At 71.0% G+C, this 19,920-nt stretch carries 22 protein-coding genes; 10 read left to right on the forward strand and 12 right to left on the reverse strand.

The genetic code is table 11. From position 1 onward, the window contains the following. Positions 1 to 72: 72 nt before the first annotated feature. The 3 genes from ACFSCV_RS03655 to folE form a co-directional block, all read right to left on the reverse strand. Complete coding sequence (locus ACFSCV_RS03655) at positions 73 to 1,041, reverse strand: patatin-like phospholipase family protein (RefSeq protein WP_378797111.1); 969 nt, start codon at positions 1,039 to 1,041, stop codon at positions 73 to 75. A 129-nt stretch (positions 1,042 to 1,170) separates the two neighbouring features. Beyond that, the gene (gene hisI, locus ACFSCV_RS03660; RefSeq protein ID WP_378797112.1) at positions 1,171 to 1,632 is read right to left on the reverse strand and encodes a phosphoribosyl-AMP cyclohydrolase; all 462 of its coding nucleotides are present in this window, start codon (positions 1,630 to 1,632) and stop codon (positions 1,171 to 1,173) included. Between the two features lie 151 nt (positions 1,633 to 1,783). After that, complete coding sequence (gene folE / locus ACFSCV_RS03665) at positions 1,784 to 2,434, reverse strand: GTP cyclohydrolase I FolE (protein WP_378797114.1); 651 nt, start codon at positions 2,432 to 2,434, stop codon at positions 1,784 to 1,786. 192 nt (positions 2,435 to 2,626) lie between these two features. Between folE and ACFSCV_RS03670 the strand changes: the two genes are divergently transcribed. From ACFSCV_RS03670 to ACFSCV_RS03700, 7 genes are all read left to right on the forward strand, one after another. After that, the gene (locus ACFSCV_RS03670; RefSeq protein WP_378797466.1) at positions 2,627 to 3,064 is read left to right on the forward strand and encodes an iron-sulfur cluster assembly scaffold protein; all 438 of its coding nucleotides are present in this window, start codon (positions 2,627 to 2,629) and stop codon (positions 3,062 to 3,064) included. Positions 3,065 to 3,116: 52 nt separating this feature from the next. Continuing rightward, on the forward strand, positions 3,117 to 3,521 hold the full coding sequence (gene yidD, locus ACFSCV_RS03675) for a membrane protein insertion efficiency factor YidD (protein WP_378797116.1): 405 nt from the start codon (positions 3,117 to 3,119) through the stop codon (positions 3,519 to 3,521). 238 nt (positions 3,522 to 3,759) lie between these two features. Next, the gene (thrS, locus tag ACFSCV_RS03680) at positions 3,760 to 5,763 is read left to right on the forward strand and encodes a threonine--tRNA ligase (protein ID WP_378797118.1); all 2,004 of its coding nucleotides are present in this window, start codon (positions 3,760 to 3,762) and stop codon (positions 5,761 to 5,763) included. 145 nt (positions 5,764 to 5,908) lie between these two features. Next, positions 5,909 to 6,895, forward strand: a complete 987-nt coding sequence (locus tag ACFSCV_RS03685; RefSeq protein WP_378797120.1) for an ELM1/GtrOC1 family putative glycosyltransferase — start codon at positions 5,909 to 5,911, stop codon at positions 6,893 to 6,895. A gap of 133 nt (positions 6,896 to 7,028) precedes the next feature. Further along, positions 7,029 to 8,000 carry a D-alanine--D-alanine ligase family protein gene (locus ACFSCV_RS03690; RefSeq protein ID WP_378797122.1) on the forward strand — a complete coding sequence of 324 codons (972 nt, stop codon included), beginning with the start codon at positions 7,029 to 7,031 and terminating at the stop codon, positions 7,998 to 8,000. Next, a complete protein-coding gene (locus ACFSCV_RS03695; protein WP_378797124.1) occupies positions 7,997 to 8,821 on the forward strand; it encodes an NTP transferase domain-containing protein in 825 nt (274 codons plus the stop codon). Before ACFSCV_RS03690 ends, ACFSCV_RS03695 begins: the two co-directional genes overlap by 4 nt. Positions 8,822 to 8,826: 5 nt before the next feature. After that, positions 8,827 to 9,975, forward strand: coding sequence for a sugar-transfer associated ATP-grasp domain-containing protein (locus ACFSCV_RS03700; protein WP_378797125.1), 1,149 nt, complete (start codon positions 8,827 to 8,829; stop codon positions 9,973 to 9,975). Between the two features lie 12 nt (positions 9,976 to 9,987). On the opposite strand, the gene ACFSCV_RS03705 is transcribed toward ACFSCV_RS03700, so the two are convergent. Further along, positions 9,988 to 10,419 (reverse strand): CBS domain-containing protein, encoded by a 432-nt coding sequence (locus ACFSCV_RS03705; protein WP_378797127.1) that lies wholly within the window; start codon positions 10,417 to 10,419, stop codon positions 9,988 to 9,990. 87 nt (positions 10,420 to 10,506) lie between these two features. After that, complete coding sequence (locus ACFSCV_RS03710; protein ID WP_378797129.1) at positions 10,507 to 11,319, reverse strand: rhomboid family intramembrane serine protease; 813 nt, start codon at positions 11,317 to 11,319, stop codon at positions 10,507 to 10,509. A gap of 207 nt (positions 11,320 to 11,526) precedes the next feature. Between ACFSCV_RS03710 and ACFSCV_RS03715 the strand changes: the two genes are divergently transcribed. The 3 genes from ACFSCV_RS03715 to ACFSCV_RS03725 all read left to right on the forward strand — a co-directional run bounded on the left by ACFSCV_RS03715 (position 11,527) and on the right by ACFSCV_RS03725 (position 13,824). Beyond that, the gene (locus tag ACFSCV_RS03715; RefSeq protein ID WP_378797131.1) at positions 11,527 to 12,129 is read left to right on the forward strand and encodes a PAS domain-containing protein; all 603 of its coding nucleotides are present in this window, start codon (positions 11,527 to 11,529) and stop codon (positions 12,127 to 12,129) included. A gap of 118 nt (positions 12,130 to 12,247) precedes the next feature. Then, on the forward strand, positions 12,248 to 12,844 hold the full coding sequence (locus ACFSCV_RS03720) for a PilZ domain-containing protein (protein WP_378797133.1): 597 nt from the start codon (positions 12,248 to 12,250) through the stop codon (positions 12,842 to 12,844). Between the two features lie 344 nt (positions 12,845 to 13,188). Then, positions 13,189 to 13,824, forward strand: coding sequence for a transglutaminase-like cysteine peptidase (locus tag ACFSCV_RS03725; RefSeq protein ID WP_378797135.1), 636 nt, complete (start codon positions 13,189 to 13,191; stop codon positions 13,822 to 13,824). A 133-nt stretch (positions 13,825 to 13,957) separates the two neighbouring features. Here ACFSCV_RS03725 and nusB read toward each other — a convergent pair whose 3' ends face one another. The 7 genes from nusB to ACFSCV_RS03760 all read right to left on the reverse strand — a co-directional run bounded on the left by nusB (position 13,958) and on the right by ACFSCV_RS03760 (position 19,776). Next, positions 13,958 to 14,419 carry a transcription antitermination factor NusB gene (gene nusB, locus ACFSCV_RS03730; RefSeq protein WP_378797137.1) on the reverse strand — a complete coding sequence of 154 codons (462 nt, stop codon included), beginning with the start codon at positions 14,417 to 14,419 and terminating at the stop codon, positions 13,958 to 13,960. A gap of 3 nt (positions 14,420 to 14,422) precedes the next feature. Next, on the reverse strand, positions 14,423 to 14,908 hold the full coding sequence (ribH, locus tag ACFSCV_RS03735; protein WP_378797139.1) for a 6,7-dimethyl-8-ribityllumazine synthase: 486 nt from the start codon (positions 14,906 to 14,908) through the stop codon (positions 14,423 to 14,425). 35 nt (positions 14,909 to 14,943) lie between these two features. After that, complete coding sequence (locus ACFSCV_RS03740; protein WP_378797141.1) at positions 14,944 to 15,558, reverse strand: riboflavin synthase; 615 nt, start codon at positions 15,556 to 15,558, stop codon at positions 14,944 to 14,946. Positions 15,559 to 15,597: 39 nt separating this feature from the next. Continuing rightward, positions 15,598 to 16,725: a bifunctional diaminohydroxyphosphoribosylaminopyrimidine deaminase/5-amino-6-(5-phosphoribosylamino)uracil reductase RibD gene (ribD, locus tag ACFSCV_RS03745; RefSeq protein ID WP_378797467.1), complete on the reverse strand. Its 1,128-nt coding sequence runs from the start codon at positions 16,723 to 16,725 to the stop codon at positions 15,598 to 15,600. Between the two features lie 14 nt (positions 16,726 to 16,739). Next, positions 16,740 to 17,216 carry a transcriptional regulator NrdR gene (nrdR, locus tag ACFSCV_RS03750; RefSeq protein WP_271201811.1) on the reverse strand — a complete coding sequence of 159 codons (477 nt, stop codon included), beginning with the start codon at positions 17,214 to 17,216 and terminating at the stop codon, positions 16,740 to 16,742. Positions 17,217 to 17,425: 209 nt separating this feature from the next. Further along, on the reverse strand, positions 17,426 to 18,733 hold the full coding sequence (gene glyA, locus ACFSCV_RS03755) for a serine hydroxymethyltransferase (RefSeq protein WP_378797143.1): 1,308 nt from the start codon (positions 18,731 to 18,733) through the stop codon (positions 17,426 to 17,428). Between the two features lie 254 nt (positions 18,734 to 18,987). Beyond that, positions 18,988 to 19,776 (reverse strand): DeoR/GlpR family DNA-binding transcription regulator, encoded by a 789-nt coding sequence (locus ACFSCV_RS03760; RefSeq protein WP_378797145.1) that lies wholly within the window; start codon positions 19,774 to 19,776, stop codon positions 18,988 to 18,990. Positions 19,777 to 19,920: the final 144 nt, after the last annotated feature.

Here is a 19,920-nt window from a genome sequence, read left to right on the forward strand (position 1 = left end):
CCGCACAAGCGCGAAGCGGGCATGGCGGACCGACGGCCCCGCGTGGTCGCCGCCGCTGGTCGCGGCCGGCGTTCAGGCCAGCGCGTCCATGCAGTCGCGAATGCTGTCGATGGCGCGGTCGGCGGCTTCGGCGCCGAGCCTGATCGCGTCGGCGGCGCGGTGAAACTCGAACAGCCCGAATCGTCCCAGCCGCGGACCGATCATGACGTCGGGCGGATCGCCCGCGAGACGGGAGCGGGAAATCCGGTCCTGGGCGATGTTGAAGGCCTCGACCATGACGGCCGGAATGCCCGGCGCGCCGGGCTGCGGCGCCTGGATCGCGATCGGCGGCCGCTCCTCCGTCGGCCGCCGGCGCCGGAAGCGCATCCGCCGCCGCACGCGGGTGACGGTTTCGACCGCCGCCTCGTCCTCCTCGGTCGGCGCGTGCGCCTGGATGACGGTGCCGCGCCCCGACATCTCGGATTGCAGGTTGACGGCGACGACCAGCCGGCCGCCGAGGGCGCGCGCGGCCGACACCGGCACCGGATTGACCAGCGCGCCGTCCATCAGCCAGCGCCCGCCGATGCGGACCGGCTCGAGAATGCCCGGAAGCGCGTAGGAGGCGCGCAGCGCGGTCGACAGCCGCCCGCGGCCGAGCCAGACCTCGTGCCCCGTGCCGAACTCCGTCGCGATCGCGACGAACCGGAGGCCGAGGTCTTCTATCGCGGCGTCGGCGAGGTGGGTCTCGAGCTGCGCGCGCAGCCGCCCGCCGCTGATGAGCCCGGCGCCGGCGATGCGAAGGTCCAGCATCCCGAACATGCGCCGCGGTGTCAGCGACAGCGCCCATGCCTCGAGCTCGTCCAGCTTCCCGGCCGCCCAGCAGCCGCCGACGACGGCGCCGATCGAGGTGCCTGCGATGACGTCGGGCGCGAGGCCGGCTTTCTCGAGCGAGCGCAGCACGCCGATATGGGCCCAGCCGCGCGCCGCGCCGCCGCCGAGCGCGAGCGCGAGAGTCGGCCGCTGCGGCGTGGTCGGCTCCGGCGCGTCGGCGTCGGCGGTCACGGCGAAACTGGCGGCGCGACGGAACGGATTTGAGGGAAACACGCGGCCTCGACGGTTCGGCTGGCGCTGGGGAGCGCCACGACACGCCTCGCGGCTTAAGCGGCTTGTGCGACAGCTTCGCGTCGGCGCTCAGGCGCCGTAGGTGACGCGCGGATCGAACAGCCGGTCGCTGTCGACCATGGCGAGGGACGCGCCGCCGTCGGCCGCCTCGACCCGGCGGTAGAAGCAGGACTTGCGCCCGGTGTGGCAGGCGGCGCCGGTCCCCGCCACGCGCACGCTGAGCCAGAGCGCGTCCTGGTCGCAGTCGACCCGCATCTCCTCCACGGCCATCTCGTGGCCGGAGGTCTCGCCCTTGCGCCAGAGCGCGCCCCGCGAGCGCGACCAGAAATGCGCGACGCCGGTGTCGATCGTGGCCTTCAAGGCGTCGGCGTTCATATAGGCGAACATCAGCACCCCGCCGCCGGCGGCGTCGGTGACGATGGCGGCGATCAGCCCCTCGCGGTCGAACTTCGGAGCGAAGGCGAGGCCTTCCTCGACGTCGTGATCGTGCGTGTGGGTGGGCGAGGCAGGGTCGGTCAATCTCGGCTCCATTGAGGCCGCCGAACAGGTCGGCGCGCCGCTCCGGCCGTCACGCCCGGCGAAGCCGGGCGTCCACGATCGTTAGGGAAAGTCGCGCCTCACGCCGAAATCGTGGACGCCCGCGACGACGCGGTCATGACAGCCTAGGGCGGCGTCGGCGCGCTCAGCGCGGCGACGTGAGGCCGCCGCGAACGAGGGTGATGAAGCGCACCTGCTCGGCCGGATCGTCGCGGAAGACGCCCGTGAACTGGCTCGTCACGGTCGACACGCCCTGCTTCTGGATGCCGCGCATGGACATGCACATGTGCTCGCCCTCAAGCATCACGGCCACGCCGCGCGGCTTCAGGTTCTCGTCGATCGCCTCGGTGATCTGCGCCGTCAGCGCCTCCTGCGTCTGCAGGCGCTTCGCGAAGGCGTCGACCACGCGGGCGATCTTCGACAGGCCGACCACGCCATTGGACGGATAATAGGCGACATGCGCCTTGCCGACGAAGGGCACCATGTGGTGCTCGCAATGCGAAAAATACGGGATGTCGCGGAGCACGACCATGTCGTCGTAGCCCTGCACCTCCTCGAACACGCGCTCCAGGCTGTCGGCGGCGTCCACGCGGTAGCCGGCGTAGAGCTCCTCATAGGCCTTCACCACCCGCTTCGGGGTGTCGACGAGGCCCTCGCGCGTCGGGTCGTCGCCCGCCCAAGCGATAAGGGTCCGCACCGCGGCCTCCGCCTCTTCGCGCGACGGCTTGCGCGGCGAGGAGGGCTTGGGCGCAGGGATGGGAACGCGGGCAAAGGGATGCTGAACGACGGCGTCCATGAGCTTCCTCTAGGCGGGCCTTTTTGCTTGCGCCTTACGCACGATACCGCAACGCGGACCACCGACCGTGAGTTCGCGCCGGTTTCCCGCATACCACATGGCGAGCGCGTCCGCCGCAGCTTATATAGTCGCGGAAACCGGGCGAACAATCCGAGACTTGCGCCGCCAGCCCTTAGCATGAAGAGCGCTGAAATGCTCGACGACATCTACAACCGCCGCATCCTCGAGCTGGCCGCGGACATCCCGCGGCTCGGCCGGCTGGAGGCGCCGGACGCCACCGCCACCGCGCATTCGAAACTGTGCGGATCGACGGTGACGATCGACATCGCCTTCGACGGCGAGAAGATCACCGACTTCGCCCATGAGGTCCGCGCCTGCGCGCTCGGCCAGGCGTCGTCCTCGGTGATGGCGCGCACGGTCGTCGGGCGCACGGCGGACGAGGTGCGCGCCGTTCGCGAGACGATGCGTCGCATGCTGAAGGAGAACGGCCCGGCGCCGGACGGCGTCTGGGACGACCTCAAGGTCCTCGAGCCCGTGCGCGATTACAAGGCCAGGCATGCGTCCACCCTGCTGACCTTCGACGCCGTGGTCGACGCGCTGGACCAGATCGAGTCGAAGCGGGCGGCGTGAGGCCTTCTTGTCCCGGACTTGATCCGGGACCCAGACGCGCGAGCGGATCATGATGAGCGCCCAACGCGCCGAGCGGCCATCGGGAGCCAAGGCGGCTCTGGGTCCCGGATCAAGTCCGGGACAAGAGCGCGTTCCGCCCCTCTCCTTCCGCTCCCCCCTCGCCTCGCTGCTGCGGCTGCCGATCCTCGGCTACCGCTATTCCCTGTCGATGTTCATGGGCCGGCGCTGCCGTTTCCTGCCGACCTGCTCCGAATTCGCGGACGAGGCCATCGCGCGGCACGGAGCGTGGGCCGGCGGATGGATGGCCGCGGGGCGCATCTGCCGCTGCCACCCGTGGGGGAGCGACGGCTTCGATCCCGTGCCCCGCGCGTTGCCTTCGGACGCTGCGTGGTCTAGGCCGTGGCGCTACGCGCGCAGGCCGGAAACGCCGACCTGCGAGGCCGTATCCGACCGCTGACGGCGGCTGGAGTTCTGGCGCCGAAGTTGGGAGCCACCCTCAACCGTCATGCCCGCGTCCTCGCGGGCATCCACGACTTGGTCGTCGCGCGCGGCGTCCAAGGAAGACGTGGATACCCGGCTTCGCCGGGCATGACGGTGAGGATGGCCGGACGCGAAGCGGCTGTTCTCCACCGCCACGGCGATATTTCCAGAAGCGCTTACCTGCATTCGTAGGCAGAACTGAGCGGAGACCACAGATGCCCATCGTCACCTTCCCCGACGGCGCCCAGAAATCCTATGACGCCGGGACCACCGGCGCCGACATCGCCGGCCAGATCTCCAAGTCGCTGCTGAAGCGCACCGTCGCCATGGCGCTCGACGGCGTGGTGGTCGATCTCGCCGACCCGATCGAGCGCGACGTCCGCATCGAGTTCCTCGACCGCAACGACGCCCGCGCGCTGGAGCTGATCCGCCACGACTGCGCCCATGTGCTCGCCGAGGCGGTGCAGACGCTGTGGCCGGAGACGCAGGTCACGATCGGCCCGGTGATCGAGAACGGCTTCTATTACGACTTTGCGCGGCCCGAGCCCTTCTCGACCGACGACCTCGCCGCCATCGAGGCCGAGATGCGCAAGATCATCGCGCGCGACCGGCCGTTCACGAAGGAGTTCTGGAGCCGCGACAAGGCGAAGGAGTTCTTCCGCGCCAAGGGCGAGCTGTTCAAGGTCGAGCTGGTCGACGCCATCCCCGAGGACCAGAGCCTCAAGATGTACGCGCAGGGCGAGTGGATCGACCTCTGCCGCGGGCCGCACATGACCTCGACGGGCAAGGTCGGCGACGCCTTCAAGCTGATGAAGGTGGCGGGCGCCTACTGGCGCGGCGACTCAAACAACCCGATGCTCCAGCGCATCTACGGCACCGCCTTCCCGGACAGGGCCGGGCTAGACCTCTACCTGCACCAGCTTGCGGAGGCGGAGCGCCGCGACCACCGCCGGCTCGGCCGGGAGATGGACCTGTTCCACTTCCAGGAGGAAGGCCCCGGCGCCGTGTTCTGGCACCCGAAGGGCTGGACCCTGTTCCAGACGCTGATCAGCTACTCCCGCCGCCAGACCGCCGGCTCCGGCTTCGTCGAGGTCAACACGCCCCAGATCCTCGACCATTCGCTGTGGCAGACCTCCGGCCACTGGGACTGGTACCGCGAGAACATGTTCGTCACCGAGACGGAAGACGAGCGGGTGTTCGCGATCAAGCCGATGAACTGCCCCGGCCATGTGCAGATCTTCAAGCACGGTCTCAGGAGCTACCGCGAACTCCCGATCCGCATGGGCGAATTCGGCATCGTCCACCGCTACGAGCCGTCGGGCGCGCTGCACGGCATGATGCGCGTGCGCGCCTTCACGCAGGACGACGCGCACATCTTCTGCACCGACGAGCAGTTCATGGCCGAGACGCTCGCGCTCAACGAGCTGATCCTCGGCATGTATTCGGACTTCGGCTTCGACCAGATCGTGCTGAAGCTCTCGACCCGGCCGGAGAAGCGCGTCGGCTCCGACGCGCTGTGGGACCGCGCCGAGCAGGTCATGGGCGACGCGCTCGACGCCATTAAGGCGCAGTACGGGAACCGGGTGACGACCGAGGTCAATCCGGGCGAAGGCGCGTTCTACGGGCCGAAGTTCGAATATGTCCTGCGCGACGCCATCGGGCGCGACTGGCAGTGCGGCACCATCCAGGTCGACTTCAACCTGCCGGAGCGTTTCGGCGCGTTCTACATCGGCGCGGACGGCGAGAAGCATCACCCGGTGATGATCCACCGCGCGATCTTCGGCTCGCTCGAACGCTTCACCGGCATCCTGATCGAGCATTTCGCCGGCCATTTCCCGCTCTGGCTCGCGCCGGTGCAGGTCGTGGTGGCGACCATCACCTCGGAGGCCGATTCCTACGCCGCCGACGTGGCGGAGACGCTGCGGCGGGCGGGCCTGAGGGTCGAGCTCGACGTGCGCAACGAGAAGATCAACTACAAGGTGCGCGAGCACTCGCTGACCAAGACGCCGGTGCTGGTCGTGGTCGGCAAGAAGGAGGCTGAGACGCGCGCCGTCTCGATCCGCCGCCTCGGCTCGCAGAACCAGACGCCGATGTCGCTCGACGCCGCCGTGCTGACGCTGACCGACGAGGCGACGCCGCCGGACCTGAAGCGCGTCGCGATCGAAACGCCGAAGGACGGCCGCCTGCCGGACAAGGCCAACGAACTGCTCGACCTCTGAGACCCTCGGCTCCGCGGCCCCGCCGCGGAGCCGACACGGGCGCGTCGCACGGAGGCGCTAGGCTGGCCGCCCAGCCATGCTTACGCCGCCTCCCGCACCGCCGCGCCTCTGGGCGCTGATCCCGAAACACCGCGGCGATGCGCGCATGGTCGAGGCCGTGGCCGAGGCGGGCGACCTCGACGTCGTGCGCAAGCCGCTGGCGTTCAATCCGCTCGGCTGGCTGCTCAACCTGCGGCCGGGCGGCTCGCTGTTCACGCTGCGGCCAGGCGCGCGCAAAAGCATCGCGGCGCCCTGGCCGGACGTGGTGGTGAGCGCCGGCAAGCGCTCGGCGGCCGTCGCATTGTGGATCCGCGCGCGGTCGGGAGGGCGCACGCGGCTGGTCCATCTCGGGCGGCCGTCGGCGCCGCTCGGCTGGTTCGACCTTGTCGTGACCACGCCGCAATACGACCTGCCAGCGCGGCCGAACGTGCTTCTCCAGCGGTTTCCGCCGACAAAGGCCGCAGGTCGCCGCGTTGCCGTCCGGCCGGACCTCGCCGCCCTGCCCCGCCCGCGCCTGATGGCGATCGCGGGCGGCGACGCCGACCCGCAGCGGCTCGACGCCGACGCCGCGCGGCGCTTTGCGGAAGCCGCGCTCGCGTCCGCCCGCGAGAGCGGCGGCGCGGCGCTGCTCGCGACCTCGCCCCGAACGCCGCGCGAGGCGGTCGCAGCCCTGAAGGCGGTGGCCGCGGTCGCCGACGTCTCCGTCGGGCTCTCGGTCTACGGCGAAGGCGCCGACGACTACCGCGCCTTTCTCGACGCGGCGGACGCTTTTCTCGTCACCGACGACAGCGCCTCGATGATCACCGAAGCCGCGCTCAGCGGCGCGCCGGTGGAGCTGTTCGCCCTGCCGCGCCGGCCGGGCCTTAAAGTCCGCGCCTTCCGCGCGCTCCGCCGGATCGCGGGGCGGCGCGCGGCCGAGTGGACCGTCGCTCTGGGTCTCGTCCGCGCGAACCGGGACATCGACCGCTTCATCGCCGCGCTGCGGGCCGACGGCCTGCTCGACGGCGGAGCTCGCGCCGCGGGCGTCGCCGCCGCCGAGCTCGCGGACGTCGCGAGCCGTGTCCGGGCGCTCGCCGGCGCCAGCCGCCGCTGACGTCACAGGACCGTCGGCGCGGCGTCGCGGCCGCGTCATCGACCGCCGGTAGCGTCAAGCCATGCTCACGATGTCGAATCCCGACCCCCGCTGCGCCCGGATCCCGTCTTCGGACAAGGCGCGCCTGCGCGTCATGCTTCTCGCCAAGCACGCCTGCGGCGACGGCTCGCCCGACGCCGTGGACGGCAACCACGCGACCTATCACCACGAGCTCCGCAGCACGATCGAGAGCCTCGGCGTCGAGGTGGTCGCGGCCAACGCCTTCGAGGCGATCGAACGACGCCCCGACGTGGATTTCGTGTTCCCGCTGCTGAACCGCGCAGGGTTCCAGAACAGCGAGATGCTGGCGCCGCTGCTGCTCGCCCGCCGCGGCGCGCCGTTCCTCGGGGCGAGCCCCATCCTGCGCGGGCTCGCCGACGACAAGCATCTCTCCAAGGTGATCGCGCGCCGCCACGGCGTGCCGACCGCCGACTGGGTCTCCTGCCGCCGGGGACGCCCAATCGCGGAGCCCGCGTTCCGGGCCGAGCAGCTGATCGTGAAGCCGAACGCCTCCTCCGCCTCGTGGGGCGTCGTCACCGTCTCGACCTGGGCCGAAGCCCGCGCCCATGTGGAGGAGCTGCACGCGCTCGGCCACGACGCGCTGGTGGAGGAATGGCTGCCGCTGCTCGACGTGGCGGTGCCGGCCGTCGGCGGCGCCCTTCCCGAGCCCTGGCTGCTGCCGCCGATGGCCCATGCGCCGGAATCGGCCGGCGCGCTGCGCTCCTACGAGGAGAAGCGGGCGCTCGTCGCCGACGTGCGGCCGGACCCGCTGACCGTGGTCGACGACCCCGAACTGATCCGGCGGCTCAACGGCTACTCGGCGGCGCTGTGCGAAGAACTCTGGCCGTTCGACTACGGCCGGTTCGAGTTCCGCTACGACCCCGCCAGCGGCGCGGCGTCGTTCATGGAAGTGAACCTGTCCTGCAATCTGTGGTCCCGGAAGAGCATCTCGCGCTCCGCCGCTTCGCTCGGCGTCACCCACGCCATGCTGGTGGAGTCGATCCTCGCCCACAGCCTGCGCCGGCAGGGCGTCATCGCGTCGGTCGGCCTGGAGCTTGCGGCATGAGCGGGGCCCTCACCGCGCTGGTCCTCGCCGGCGAGCGCGACGGACGGCTCGATCCCCTCGCAGCGGCCGCCGGCGTGCGGCTGAAGGCGCTCGCCCCCGTCGCGGGACGCCCGATGATCGCGCATGTCCTCGACGCGCTCGCGGCCAGCCATCGCGTCGGCGAGATCCGCGTCTGCGTCAACGACGGCGCCGGCCTCGGCGAACTGCCGGAGGTCCGCCGGCTTGAGGCGGCCGGCCGGCTTACGCTGGCGCCGGCGCAGCCGAACCTCGTCGACAGCGTGCTCGGCGCGGTCGAAGGCGCGGCCTTCCCGGTGCTGATCGTCACCGCCGACAGCGTCCTGCTGACGCCGGACGCGATCGCCGAGTTCGACGTCGCGGCGCGCCGGCGCGGCGCCGAGGTCGCGGTCGCCCTCGCCCGCCGCGAGAACGTGCTCGGCGTCCATCCCGATGGACAGCGCAAGTTCTACCGCTGCTCGGACGGCGCGTTCTCGAACTGCAACATGTACTGGATCGGCGAGCCGTCGGCGCTCGCGGCGGCCGAGCTGTTCCGCTCTGGCGGGCAGTTCGTGAAGCATCCCTTGCGCGTCGTCGGCGCGCTCGGCCTGAGCGGCGTGCTGGAGCTGGTCCGATTTCGCTTCGGGCTCAGCGCGCTCGAAGCGTCGTTCCGGCGGCTGTCCAGGCGCTTCGGCCTCAGGATGCTGCCGATCGTGATCAGCGACGGCGCCGCGGCGATCGACGTCGACCACGCCCGCAGCCTGCGCGTCGCCGAGGAGGTGCTGGCGTTCCGCGCGGGCGATCGGCCGGCTCTCGCCGCCGAATAGCCGCGATGCTGACGCTGCGCGCCCTGCCGCCGCGCCGTCTGTTCGCGCGCCGCCGGCCGTCCGCGACCGATCTGTCCGCGCTCTACTTCGACACGCTCTGGCGGCACTGGAGCGCGGGCGACCGGGCTATCGGCCTCGGGCTAAGCGCCGCCGCGGCCGCCCGAAACCTCCTCGGCGGCCCCCGGTCGGGCTGGTGGCGGGGCTGGGACGCGGCCGAGCAGGCGCTTCTCGCCGGCGCGGGCGACGCCGACGCCCACCTCGCCATGGCCGCCCGCAAGGGCCTGCACCGGCTGATCAACCCGGGCGCCTACCCGCTCTCCGCCAACCCGCTGAAGAACAAGCGGCTGTTCGCCGAACGCTGCCGGGCGGCCGGCCTGCCCGTCCCCGAAACCTTCCGCGGCGACGACGCCGCGCTCGGGCTCTGGCTCGCGTCGCAGGCGGCCGTGATCGTCAAGCCGAACTACGCCTCGAAAGGCGTTGGCGTGGTCGCGTACCGGCGCGCCGGAGATGGCTGGCGGTCCGGCGGGCGCGACCTGTCCCAAGGCGAGACGCTCGCGGCCGTGGCCGCCGCCTGGCGCGCCGGGGCCGTGGCGCAGGCCGCCTGCGCGCCCCACCCGCGCCTTCCACGGCTGTCGCCGGGCGCGCTGCCGACGCTGCGCGTCATGACCGCGGTGAACGAGAGCGGCGCCGTCGAGGCCTGCGACCGGGTCCTGAGGCTGTCCGCGGGCGGGCCCCGCCCGGTCGACAACTTCAACGCCGGCAACATCGTCGCCTCGGTCACGCCGGACGGCCGGATCGGCCGCGGCTTCCGCCGGGCGGGCGCGGAAGTGGTCGAGCTGGCGCGCCACCCCGTGAGCGGCGAAACGCTCGCCGGCCAGCCGATCCCCGACCTCGACGCGGCCGTCGCGCTGGCGATCCGCGCCCACGGGGCCTTTCGCGACGGCTTCGCGGTGGTCGGCTGGGACGTGGGCCTCGCCGAGGGCGGGCCGACGCTGATCGAGGGCAACTGGAACCCCGGCGCCGACATCCTGCAGCTCGTCTCCGGCCGCGGCCTCGGCGACAGCCGGCTGGGGGAACTCTACGCGTGGCGTCTCCGCCGGCTGCCGGCGGAGACATGGGCCCGCGCCGCGCCGATCGAACGGGATCGGCGCTGACGCAGGCGGCGGTCAGGCGGTCGCGATGTAGTCGCGCATCGCAGAGGCTTCGGCCTCGGCCATCGCCATGCGGTGCTTCACGACGTCGCCGATCGAGATCATGCCGACGAGCCGGCGCCCCTCCACGATCGGGACGTGGCGGAACTTGCCCTCGGTCATGCGGTCCATGATCTCATCGACGGTCTCGTCCGCGCCCGCCGTCACGACGGCGCGCGTCATGTGCTCGGAAACGGCGTCGGCCAGCACGTCCGCGCCCTTCTGAGCGAGCGTGCGCACGACGTCGCGCTCCGAGATGATCCCGGCGATGTAGCCGTCGGCGCCGGCGATGATCACCGCGCCGACGCGCTTTTCCGCCAGCAGCTTGACGATGTCGCCCATGGTCCGGTGCGGCGAGGCCGTCACCACGTCGGAGCCCTTCAGGGCGAGAATGCGCGCCACGGTCATTGAAGCCTCCCATAGGTTCGCTCGCTCGAGGCTTGTGGCCTCGTGCGCGGGTGGCCGGCGGGAGGGCGTCGGTCTGCTTGGCGAGCCTTAAGGCCGTCCCGGGGCCCCGTCTCCGTCATCATGCGGGCCCTCGGGCGGCGGGCGCAAGCCCGCTTGGGCCTGTGAAACGCGGTCGAAGCGGACGACTTTAGGATCAATCAAAGGGAACAGCAGCAGCCCGGCGACGAATCCGCCGATATGCGCCTCCCAGGCGACGGACGCGCCCTCGCCCACGAGCGTCATCGCGCCCAGCCCGAAAATGATGTTCGAGCCGAACCAGACGGCGAGGAACACGATCGCCTGCGGCAGCCGCAGCGTCTGCCGCAGCGAGGCCGCAGGGGCGAAGAACGCCTCGCGCCCGTGCGGGCGGAACACGCCGAGCGGGCCGGTCGCCGCGAACACGAAGCGCAACGCGGCCGCCATGTGGCCGGAGATCGCGGCCGACGCGCCGATCACCGGGATCGGATCGCCGAAATGGACCGCGAGATGCGTCGCCGCGCCGGCCACGGCGCAGATCGCCGAGAAGAGCAGGAAGCGGACCGCGCCGAAGCGCCAGGCCACCGCGCTGCCGAAGGCCAGCATCCACACCGAATTGACGATGAGATGCATGTAGTCGCCGTGCAGGAAGGCGTAGCTCAGGAAGGTCCAGACCCCGGCCGCGTCGCCGCCGGCCGCCGCGAGCTCCGCGGCGTAGGGCGAGGCCGCGTCGTAGCGCGCCGGGATGAACGCCGCGTGGAGCAGGAGCCAAAGGTCCTGCTCGTCGGTCAGCGCGAGCCGGACCAGATGGATCGCGACGAACAGCGCGATCGGCGCCGACACCGACAGCGGGATGTTGAAGATCGGTTCCCGCTGCCGTTCCACGCCGCCTCGCCGCACGTCGGGCGCCACGGGCGCTCCGGAGGCAGTACTGCTCGCCGGAACCGGCGCCGATTGCAAGCGCTCCGTTTACGGAGCCGGCCGCGATTCGTGGCATGCGACCTGCTGAATCCTCCTCGAGTCCGGCGATCCGACCCGCTTTGCGTGCCAAGGCGGGAATGGGGGCGCCACAATGATACGAGGTGAGCCGAAATGAAGGCTGCGTCCACGCGCGAACTGTTCGCCTATTGGAACCGGCTGCGCGGCAGCCGGTCGGCTCCGGAGCGATCCGACGTCGATCCGGGCGCCATTCGCACGGCGCTCGGCGACACCTTCATCCTCGCGGTCGACCCGGCCGCCGGCTATCCGTTCCGTCTCGCTGGCTCGCGCATCTGCGCCGTCACCGGCGCCGAGATGAAGGGAACGCCCTTCGCCGGCCTGTGGGCGGAGCCCGACCGCACCACGATCGTCGACACGCTCGCCTCCGTCACCGACGACGCCGCGGTCGCGGTTCTCGGCGCCGTGGGCTTCACGGAGCTCGCCCGCCGGGTCGATCTCGAACTCGCGCTGCTGCCGCTGCGGCATCGCGGGCGGACGCATGCGCGCGTGCTCGGCGCGCTGTCGCCGGTCGAGACCCCGTACTGGATCGGCGCATGCCCGGTGACCCGGCTCGAGCTGAGCTCGCTCCGGATGATCTGGCCGACCGGCCGCCGCCGCGGCTTCGTCGAGACCCCTCCGGAGGCCCCGCCGCCGCACACGATCCTGGGCGCCGCCCGCCGCATCGGCCGTTTCCTCGTCTTCGACGGCGGCCGGTGACGTCCGCGGCTCCAAAAGACGCCAGAGTCACCGCGCGTTAACCGCGTCGACTTAGGGTTCTCAGGCACGGAGCGCCCCGGGGGGCCGGCGGCGCCGCGCTTACGCGGAAAGCGGCCGAATGTTTGCCTTGAAGACGTCGCTTGCAGACGAGCAACGCCGCCATCAGCGGGTGAAGGTCTCGTTACTCGGCCGATACATGCTGTCGTCGCAGCGCGAGTATCCCTGCCAGACGCTCGACATGTCGCCCGGCGGCGTGGCGCTGATCGCGCCGGTGCCGGCGCAGCCCGGCGAACGCGTCGTGGCCTATCTCGATCATGTCGGCCGCGTCGAAGGCGTCATGGTGCGCCCGGTCGCCAACGGCTTCGCCATGACGGTCCGCGCCACCATCCGCAAGCGCGAGAAGCTGGCGGCGCAACTGACCTGGCTCGCCAACCGCCAGATCCTCGGGCTGCCGGAAGACCGGCGCCACGAGCGCCTGATCCCGCGCAACCCGCGTTCGACGCTGACGACCGAGGACGGCGTCCCGCACGACTGCCGCCTGATCGACGTGTCCCTGTCCGGCGCGGCGGTGATGATCGCGCTGCAGCCGCCGGTCGGCTCGCCGGTGATGGTGGGGCGGACGGCCGGACGGATCGTGCGTCACCTCGAGAACGGCGTCGCCGTCGAGTTCAACCGCACGCAGAGCATCGAGACGCTGAACGAACAGTTCGGCTGATCAGCCCCCGTCCGCTGAATTTCCGCTGCAAGGCCGCCTCCGGGCGGCCTTTTTCGTTTCCGCGGCGTCGTCCGCCGTTCGAGGCGTCTTCCGCTATGGTTGACGTGGCGTAAATCGCCCCCCTGAAAAGGCCGGCGCCGTTAACTTTTGGCGAACCAAGTCTTCCCCTGCCCTTCTTGGCCATAACTCGCTTGGTAAACAAATCACGCTATGAATGTGTAAAGCATTCCTCACCTATTTATTTCTGAAATACAAATCTCGTTGCTAAAACTCGCGATCTGCACTTAGACCGACATCAAATCGAGTGTGAGAGGTTGTTTCCCGGGACAGGACGGGAGACGACAATGTCGAAATTCTTCAAGAAGGGCGCGATTTATATTCTGTTTGGACTTGTCACCAGCGGATTCACCATGGACGTCGCTGGAGCCCAGAACGTCAAGCTGGCGTCGGCGAGTTCGATGGAGGTGATCAGCAGCGCGAAGGCCCCCATGGGCTGGCTGCAGTTCTGCAAGGCCCAGCCGGAGGAATGCGCGACCAAGCCGATGAAGCCCGTCAAGGCGAAGCTGACCGCTGCGCGCATCGCCGAGCTCGACCGCGTCAACCGGCGCATCAACGCCGAGATCGCGCCGGTCACCGACCAGGAGCTCTACGGCGTCGAGGAGCTCTGGACCTACCCGACCGAGGGCAAGGGCGACTGCGAGGATTATGTCCTGCTGAAGCGCCGCACCCTGATCGAGGCGGGCTGGCCGCGCCAGTCGCTGCTGATCACGGTGGTCCGCGATCTCAAGGGCGACGGCCACGCCGTGCTGACAGTCGTGACCGACCGCGGCGACTACGCGCTCGACAACCAGGCCGACGACGTCAAGCCGTGGTTCGAGACCGGCTACACCTTCGTCAAGCGCCAGTCCCAGTCCGATCCGAACCAGTGGGTCCTGCTCGGCGACGGCGTGAACCCGATCGGCGTCGCCGCCGCGCCGTAAGCGCCGACCCTTCGAACGAGACCCGCGCGTTCGGTCCTTGTCCCCACCCGTCCCCGACCGGACGCGCGTCAGAGGCCGGCTCCCCCACGGAGCCGGCCTCGTCCTTTTTTGAGGCGATGTCGAACGGGGCCGTTCAGCCCTTGGCGAAGTCGTCGGAACGCACCTTGCGGGCGATCGCGTCCAGCACGGCGTTGACCATCCCGGCCTCGTCGCGCTCGAAGAAGGCGTGGGCGATGTCGACATACTCGGTGATGACGACCTTCGCGGGCACGTCGCGCCGCTTGCCGAGCTCGAACGCCCCGGCGCGCAGGATGGCGCGCATGATCGCCTCGACGCGCTTGAGCGGCCATCCCTGCTGCAGGGTCTCGTCCACCAGCGGATCGAGGGCGCGCTGCTCCTTCAGCACGCCGCGCACGAGGTCGCGGAAGAAGGCGGCCTCGGCGGGCTTGTACTCCTCGCCGTCGACCTCCTTGCCGATCCAGTGCGCCTCGAACTCGGCGAGCGTGTCCGGCAGCGGCGTGCCGGCGATGTCCATCTGGTAGAGCGCCTGCACCGCCGCGAGGCGGGCCGCCGAGCGCATTTCGCCCTTGGCCATGGCTCAGACGCACCCCGCGGCGCGTTTCAGGCGCAGCACCGCGAGCGCGGCCTCCGCCGCGTCGCCGCCCTTGTCCATCTCCGCTACGCGCGCGCGCGCCAGCGCCTGCGCCTCGTTCTCGACAGTGAGGACGCCGTTGCCGAGCGGCAGCCGCGCCGCCACCGACAGGTCCATCAGCGCGCGCGCGCTCTGCTCGGTGACGATCTCGTAGTGGGTGGTCTCGCCCCGGATGACGCAGCCGAGCGCCACCGCCGCGTCGTAGGGCTGGTGGCGGGAGGCCGCGGCGGTCGTGAGGATCGCGATCGTCGGCGGGATCTCCAGCGCGCCCGGCACGCTGACGACGTCGTAGGTCGCGCCGGAAGCCGCGAGGCGCGCGGTCGCGCCCTTCAGCAGCTCGTCGGCGATCTCGTCGTAGAAGCGCGCCTCGACGACGAGCACGCGCGCGGGCGTCTGCTCGACGCCGCCGACACGGCGTTTCGGTTCGGCCATGGGTACGTCAGCCTCGGATGTCCAAGAGGAGCAGGTCAGTAGCCGAGCGCGCGCGCCTCGGCAAGGCGCGCGGCGTAGCGGGCCATCATGTCGACTTCGAGGTTGACGCGATCGCCCGGCCGTTTCCCGGCCCAGGCGGTCTCCGCAAGCGTGTGCGGGATGAGATGGACCGAGAACACGAGGCCCTCGACCGTGTTGACGGTGAGCGAGACCCCGTCGAGGCAGATCGAGCCCTTGGTCGCGACGAAACGCGCGACGTCGGCCGGCGCCGCCAGGGTGAAGCGGATCGTGTCGGGGCCGTCCTCGCGCCCCACGATCTCGGCGACGCCGTCCACATGGCCGAGCACGAGATGGCCCCCGAGCTCGTCGCCGATCCGGAGCGCGCGCTCCAGATTGACGCGCGCGCCTTCGCCCCAATCGCCCACGGTGGTGAGGCGCAGCGTCTCCGGCCCGGCGTCCACGGAGAAGCGCGCGCCCTCCTCCGTCGGCTCGACCGCGGTCACGGTAAGACAGACGCCATCGCAGGCGATGGAGGCGCCGAGCGCGATCCCTGCGGCGTCATAGCGCGACGCGACGGCGAAGCGGACGACCTCGCCCGCCTCCTCGCGGCCGACGATGCGGCCGACGTCGGTGATGATCCCGGTGAACATCGCATCCTCGCTTCTCGTAACTGCGCTTGGTCGGGCGAGTCACGCCCGCTCGTAGTCGGCCCAGATGTCGTCGCCGATCCGCTCGCGCGCAACCCCGCGGAACCGCGGCCCCTCGGTGATCGCCGTGAGCGGCAGGCCGTCGAGCGCATCGATGGCGTCCTCGCCCAGCGGAGCGGGTCCCGTCAGCACGGTCGCGGCGTCGACCACGTCCGCGCGCAGCAGGGCGCCCGCGAGGATCGGGCCGCCCTCGACCATGAGCCGGGTGACGCCGCGCATGGCGAGCAGCTTGAGCGCCGGCAGGAGCTCCGGCCGGCCGCCCGGGCAGCGCTCGACGCGCATGACCTGCACGCCCGCCTCGGCGAGGCGGCGCTCCGCGTCGGCCGACGCGTCCTCGCCCGTGACGATCCAGGTCGGGACCTCGCGGGCGGTGCGGACGAGCCGCGCGCGAAGCGGCGTGCGCAGGTCCGTGTCCAGCACGACGCGCGCCGGCGATCGGTCCTCCAGCCCCGGCAGCCGGCACGTCAGCGACGGATCGTCGGCGAGCACGGTGCCGACGCCGACCATGATCGCGTCCGCCTCGGCCCGCATCATGTGGACGCGGGCGCGGACCATCTCGCCGGTGATGGCGATCGGGCGGCGCCCCGCGAGCCCCGCCTTGCCGTCCGGCGACACCGCGAGCTTGAGCGTCACGTGGGGACGTCCGAGGGAGACGCGCGCCACGTGTCCGGCGTTGAGGCGGGCGGCGTCCGACGCGCCGACGCCGACCGACACCAGCACGCCGCTCTCCCGCAGGCGCGCTATGCCGCGGCCGTTCACGCGCGGGTCGGGATCGGCCATGGCCGCGACGACGCGCGCGACGCCGGCCTCGATCAGGCTGTCGGCGCAGGGCGGCGTGCGCCCGTAATGGCTGCAGGGCTCCAGCGTGACGTAGAGCGTCGCGCCGCGCGCCGCCTCGCCCGCCCAGGCGAGCGCGCGGGATTCGGCGTGCGGACGGCCGCCCGGCTGCGTCCAGCCGCGCCCGACGACGGAGCCGCCGCGCAGGCCCGGCGCGACGAGGACCGCGCCGACCGGCGGGTTCGGCGCGGTCCGCCCCAGGCCGCGGCGCCCGAGCGCCACCGCGACCTCCATCCAGCGCTCGTCTTCCGAGGAGGCGACGGCGCGCTCCATGAGCGTCGAGGCGTTCACGCGCGCGTCCCGCCGGAGGCTTCGTCGCCTGCGAGCTCGTCCAGAAGCGTTTCGAAATCCTTGGCTTCGCGGAAGTTCTTGTAGACGGACGCGAAGCGCACATAGGCGACGTCGTCGACGCTCTTCAGCGCCTCCATGACGTATTGCCCGATCGTCTCGGAGGAGATTTCGGCGTCGCCGCCGCTCTCGAGGTGGCGCACGATGCCGGACACCATCTGCTCGATGCGCTCCGGATCGACCGGGCGCTTGCGGAGCGCGACGGCGAGCGAGCGGTGGAGCTTGTCGCGGTCGAACGGCGCGCGGCGGCCGGACCGCTTCACAACCGTCATCTCGCGGAGCTGGACCCGCTCGAAGGTCGTGAAGCGCTGGCCGCAGACCCCGCACACCCGGCGGCGCCGGATGGAGGAATCGTCTTCGGCCGGGCGGGAGTCTTTCACCTGCGTGTCAGGCGCGCCGCAGTGCGGACAACGCATGGGGCAATCCTTCGCGATGCGGCTTTCGCCCCGGCGTCATGCCCGAGCCTGTCCCGGGCGTCCACGACTTTCCCGAGGCGCCGCGTCAGGCGTGGATACCCGGCTTCGCCGGGCCTGACGAGCCCGGCGTGAACGCAAACGGCCCGCCTCCCGGATGGAAGACGGGCCGCCCGATCGCCCGGCGGAACCGGACCGTCGCGCTTTGAGGATCAGTCGGCGTAGAGCGGGAAGCGCTCCACGAGGCTCGCGACCTGGCCGCGCACCTTGGCCTCGACCTCCGAATCCTCGTCCACGCCCTTCTGCGCGAGCACGTCGAGGACCGTGGCGATCATGTCGCCGATCTCCTGGAACTCCGCGACGCCGAAGCCGCGGGTGGTGCCCGCCGGCGTGCCGAGGCGGATGCCCGAGGTGACCATCGGCTTCTCGGGGTCGAACGGGATGCCGTTCTTGTTGCAGGTGATGTGGGCGCGGCCGAGCGCGATCTCGGAGACCTTGCCGGTGAGCTTCTTCGGGCGCAGGTCGACGAGCATCAGATGCGTGTCGGTGCCGCCGGAGACGATGTCGAAGCCGTGGCCCTTGAGGTTCTCGGCGAGCGCCTTGGCGTTCGCGATCACGTTCTTGGCGTAGATCTTGAAGTCCGGCTTCAGCGCCTCGCCGAAGGCCACCGCCTTGGCCGCGATGACGTGCATCAGCGGGCCGCCCTGCAGGCCGGGGAAAACCGCCGAGTTGAACTTCTTGGCGAGCGCCTCGTCGTTGGTCAGGATCATGCCGCCGCGCGGGCCGCGCAGGGTCTTGTGGGTGGTGGTGGTGGCCACATGCGCGTGATCGAGCGGGTTCGGGTGCTGGCCGCCTGCGACGAGACCGGCGAAGTGCGCCATGTCCACGAAGAAGTACGCGCCGACGCGGTCCGCGATTTCGCGGAAGGCCGCGAAGTCGATCTGGCGCGGATAGGCCGAGCCGCCGGCGATGATCACCTTCGGCTTGTGCTGCTCGGCGAGCTGGGCGACCTCCTCCATGTCGATGAGGTGGGTGTCCGGCTTGACGTGGTAGTTGACCGCGTTGAACCACTTGCCCGACAGCGCGGCCTTGGCGCCGTGGGTGAGGTGGCCGCCGGCGGCGAGGTCGAGGCCGAGGAACGTGTCGCCCGGCTGCATGAGGGCGAAGAACACCGCCGTGTTGGCCTGCGCGCCCGAATGGGGCTGCACGTTGGCGTACTGGGCGTTGAACAGCTTCTTGGCGCGGTCGATCGCGAGCTGCTCGGCCACGTCCACATACTGGCAGCCGCCATAGTAGCGGCGGCCCGGATAGCCTTCAGCGTACTTGTTGGTCAGCACGGAGCCCTGCGCCTCGAGCACCGCCTTGGAGACGATGTTCTCGGAAGCGATCAGCTCGATCTCGTCACGCTGGCGGCCGAGTTCGGACTTGATGGCGTCCGCGAGCTCGGGATCCACCTCGGCGACCGACGCGCCAAAGAAACGGTTTTCGGACGACTGGGCTTTGGCGTCGGTTGCGGACATGGACGGCTCCTCCTCGAATGGGGCGAGCGTCCGCCGGCGCGCCGTTCGCGAACCGTTGCGGACATCATCGCAGTGCTCGTGGCGCGGACGCGCACGATACGGCGTGCTCTCGATCAAGGGCTAGCATAGGTCGGAAAGGGCAGCCAAGACGCTCCCCGCCCCCGCGGCGCCTTGGTCGCATGAGACTTTCGAAGGGTTGGCATGCCAGATACCTGAGGCGCCATCCCTCGTAGCTCAGCCGGCTCCGGGCCCGCTCACGCCTCGGGCGACGCCGGCGCGCGGGGCGCGATCACGGTCTCGACGCCGGCGCCGGCGAGCCAGGCGGCCACGTCCGGCGGCGGCGCCTCGTCGGCCACCAGCGTCCCGATCTCGGACGGCTCGCAGATGGTCACGCCGGCGCGGCGGCCGAACTTGCTGTGGTCCGCGACGATCAGGCGCTCCGCCGAGCCGTCGATCATGGCGCGCGCGATCCGCGCCTCGTCGAGATCGAAGTCGGTGAACTGGCCGGCCGGGTCGACGCCCGCGATCGAGAGGATCGCGAGATCGGCCCGGAACTGCCGGATGAAGGCGGCCGCCTCCGCGCCGACCGCGGCCGCGAGATCGGTGCTCAGCTCGCCGCCCGCCATGAACACGCGGTTGCCGTGGCGCCCGACGAGATGGCGCGCGATCTCGATCGAGTTCGTCACCACCGTGAGCCGGCGCCGCCGCTGCGCGAGGGCCTGGGCGACGTAGGCCGTGGTCGATCCCGTGTCGATCATCAGCGCCTGCCCGTCGCGCACCCGCTCGGCCACCGCCGACGCGAGCGCCTTCTTCGCGGCGGCGTTGACGCGCAGCCGGCGGCGGAACGGCGCGTCCGCCATCGCCTCGGCCAGCGCGACCGCGCCGTGGCGGCGCACGAGAAGCCCCTCCGCCACCAGGTCCTTGACGTTGCGCCGGATGGTCTCGTCCGAGACGCTGAGGCGCTCGGCGAGGTCGATCACCCGGGTGACGTCCTCGTCGCGGACGAGGTCGAGGATCGCCCGTTGGCGCCGCGTCTGATCCATCGGAATGCGCTCCCCCGCTGCTTTCGTGGGCATCATGTGGATTTCGTGCGGACGCAACAACTCAAATCCACATGTTCTGTGTATTCATCACGACTTGGCGCCCAAACTGCATGGCCTAACGTGGCGTAGACCACAGCAGCCGGG

It is taken from the genome of Methylopila henanensis (assembly GCF_042681025.1).
Taxonomy (GTDB): Bacteria; Pseudomonadota; Alphaproteobacteria; order Rhizobiales; family Methylopilaceae; genus Methylopila; species Methylopila henanensis.

What these genes read in the sequence shown, in the direction of transcription:
- folE (WP_378797114.1), bottom strand. Translation starts at nt 2,434, where the DNA reads ATGGACGCCGTCGTTCAGCATCCCTTTGCCCGCGTTCCCATCCCTGCG.
- glyA (WP_378797143.1), bottom strand. Translation starts at nt 18,733, where the DNA reads ATGTCCGCAACCGACGCCAAAGCCCAGTCGTCCGAAAACCGTTTCTTT.
- ribD (WP_378797467.1), bottom strand. Translation starts at nt 16,725, where the DNA reads ATGGAGCGCGCCGTCGCCTCCTCGGAAGACGAGCGCTGGATGGAGGTC.
- ACFSCV_RS03685 (WP_378797120.1), top strand. Translation starts at nt 5,909, where the DNA reads ATGGTCGAGGCCGTGGCCGAGGCGGGCGACCTCGACGTCGTGCGCAAG.
- ACFSCV_RS03760 (WP_378797145.1), bottom strand. Translation starts at nt 19,776, where the DNA reads ATGGATCAGACGCGGCGCCAACGGGCGATCCTCGACCTCGTCCGCGAC.
- nrdR (WP_271201811.1), bottom strand. Translation starts at nt 17,216, where the DNA reads ATGCGTTGTCCGCACTGCGGCGCGCCTGACACGCAGGTGAAAGACTCC.
- yidD (WP_378797116.1), top strand. Translation starts at nt 3,117, where the DNA reads ATGAGCGCCCAACGCGCCGAGCGGCCATCGGGAGCCAAGGCGGCTCTG.
- nusB (WP_378797137.1), bottom strand. Translation starts at nt 14,419, where the DNA reads ATGGCCAAGGGCGAAATGCGCTCGGCGGCCCGCCTCGCGGCGGTGCAG.
- ribH (WP_378797139.1), bottom strand. Translation starts at nt 14,908, where the DNA reads ATGGCCGAACCGAAACGCCGTGTCGGCGGCGTCGAGCAGACGCCCGCG.
- ACFSCV_RS03740 (WP_378797141.1), bottom strand. Translation starts at nt 15,558, where the DNA reads ATGTTCACCGGGATCATCACCGACGTCGGCCGCATCGTCGGCCGCGAG.
- ACFSCV_RS03705 (WP_378797127.1), bottom strand. Translation starts at nt 10,419, where the DNA reads ATGACCGTGGCGCGCATTCTCGCCCTGAAGGGCTCCGACGTGGTGACG.
- ACFSCV_RS03720 (WP_378797133.1), top strand. Translation starts at nt 12,248, where the DNA reads ATGTTTGCCTTGAAGACGTCGCTTGCAGACGAGCAACGCCGCCATCAG.
- ACFSCV_RS03695 (WP_378797124.1), top strand. Translation starts at nt 7,997, where the DNA reads ATGAGCGGGGCCCTCACCGCGCTGGTCCTCGCCGGCGAGCGCGACGGA.
- ACFSCV_RS03700 (WP_378797125.1), top strand. Translation starts at nt 8,827, where the DNA reads ATGCTGACGCTGCGCGCCCTGCCGCCGCGCCGTCTGTTCGCGCGCCGC.
- ACFSCV_RS03725 (WP_378797135.1), top strand. Translation starts at nt 13,189, where the DNA reads ATGTCGAAATTCTTCAAGAAGGGCGCGATTTATATTCTGTTTGGACTT.
- hisI (WP_378797112.1), bottom strand. Translation starts at nt 1,632, where the DNA reads ATGGAGCCGAGATTGACCGACCCTGCCTCGCCCACCCACACGCACGAT.
- ACFSCV_RS03690 (WP_378797122.1), top strand. Translation starts at nt 7,029, where the DNA reads ATGCTTCTCGCCAAGCACGCCTGCGGCGACGGCTCGCCCGACGCCGTG.
- ACFSCV_RS03715 (WP_378797131.1), top strand. Translation starts at nt 11,527, where the DNA reads ATGAAGGCTGCGTCCACGCGCGAACTGTTCGCCTATTGGAACCGGCTG.
- ACFSCV_RS03670 (WP_378797466.1), top strand. Translation starts at nt 2,627, where the DNA reads ATGCTCGACGACATCTACAACCGCCGCATCCTCGAGCTGGCCGCGGAC.
- thrS (WP_378797118.1), top strand. Translation starts at nt 3,760, where the DNA reads ATGCCCATCGTCACCTTCCCCGACGGCGCCCAGAAATCCTATGACGCC.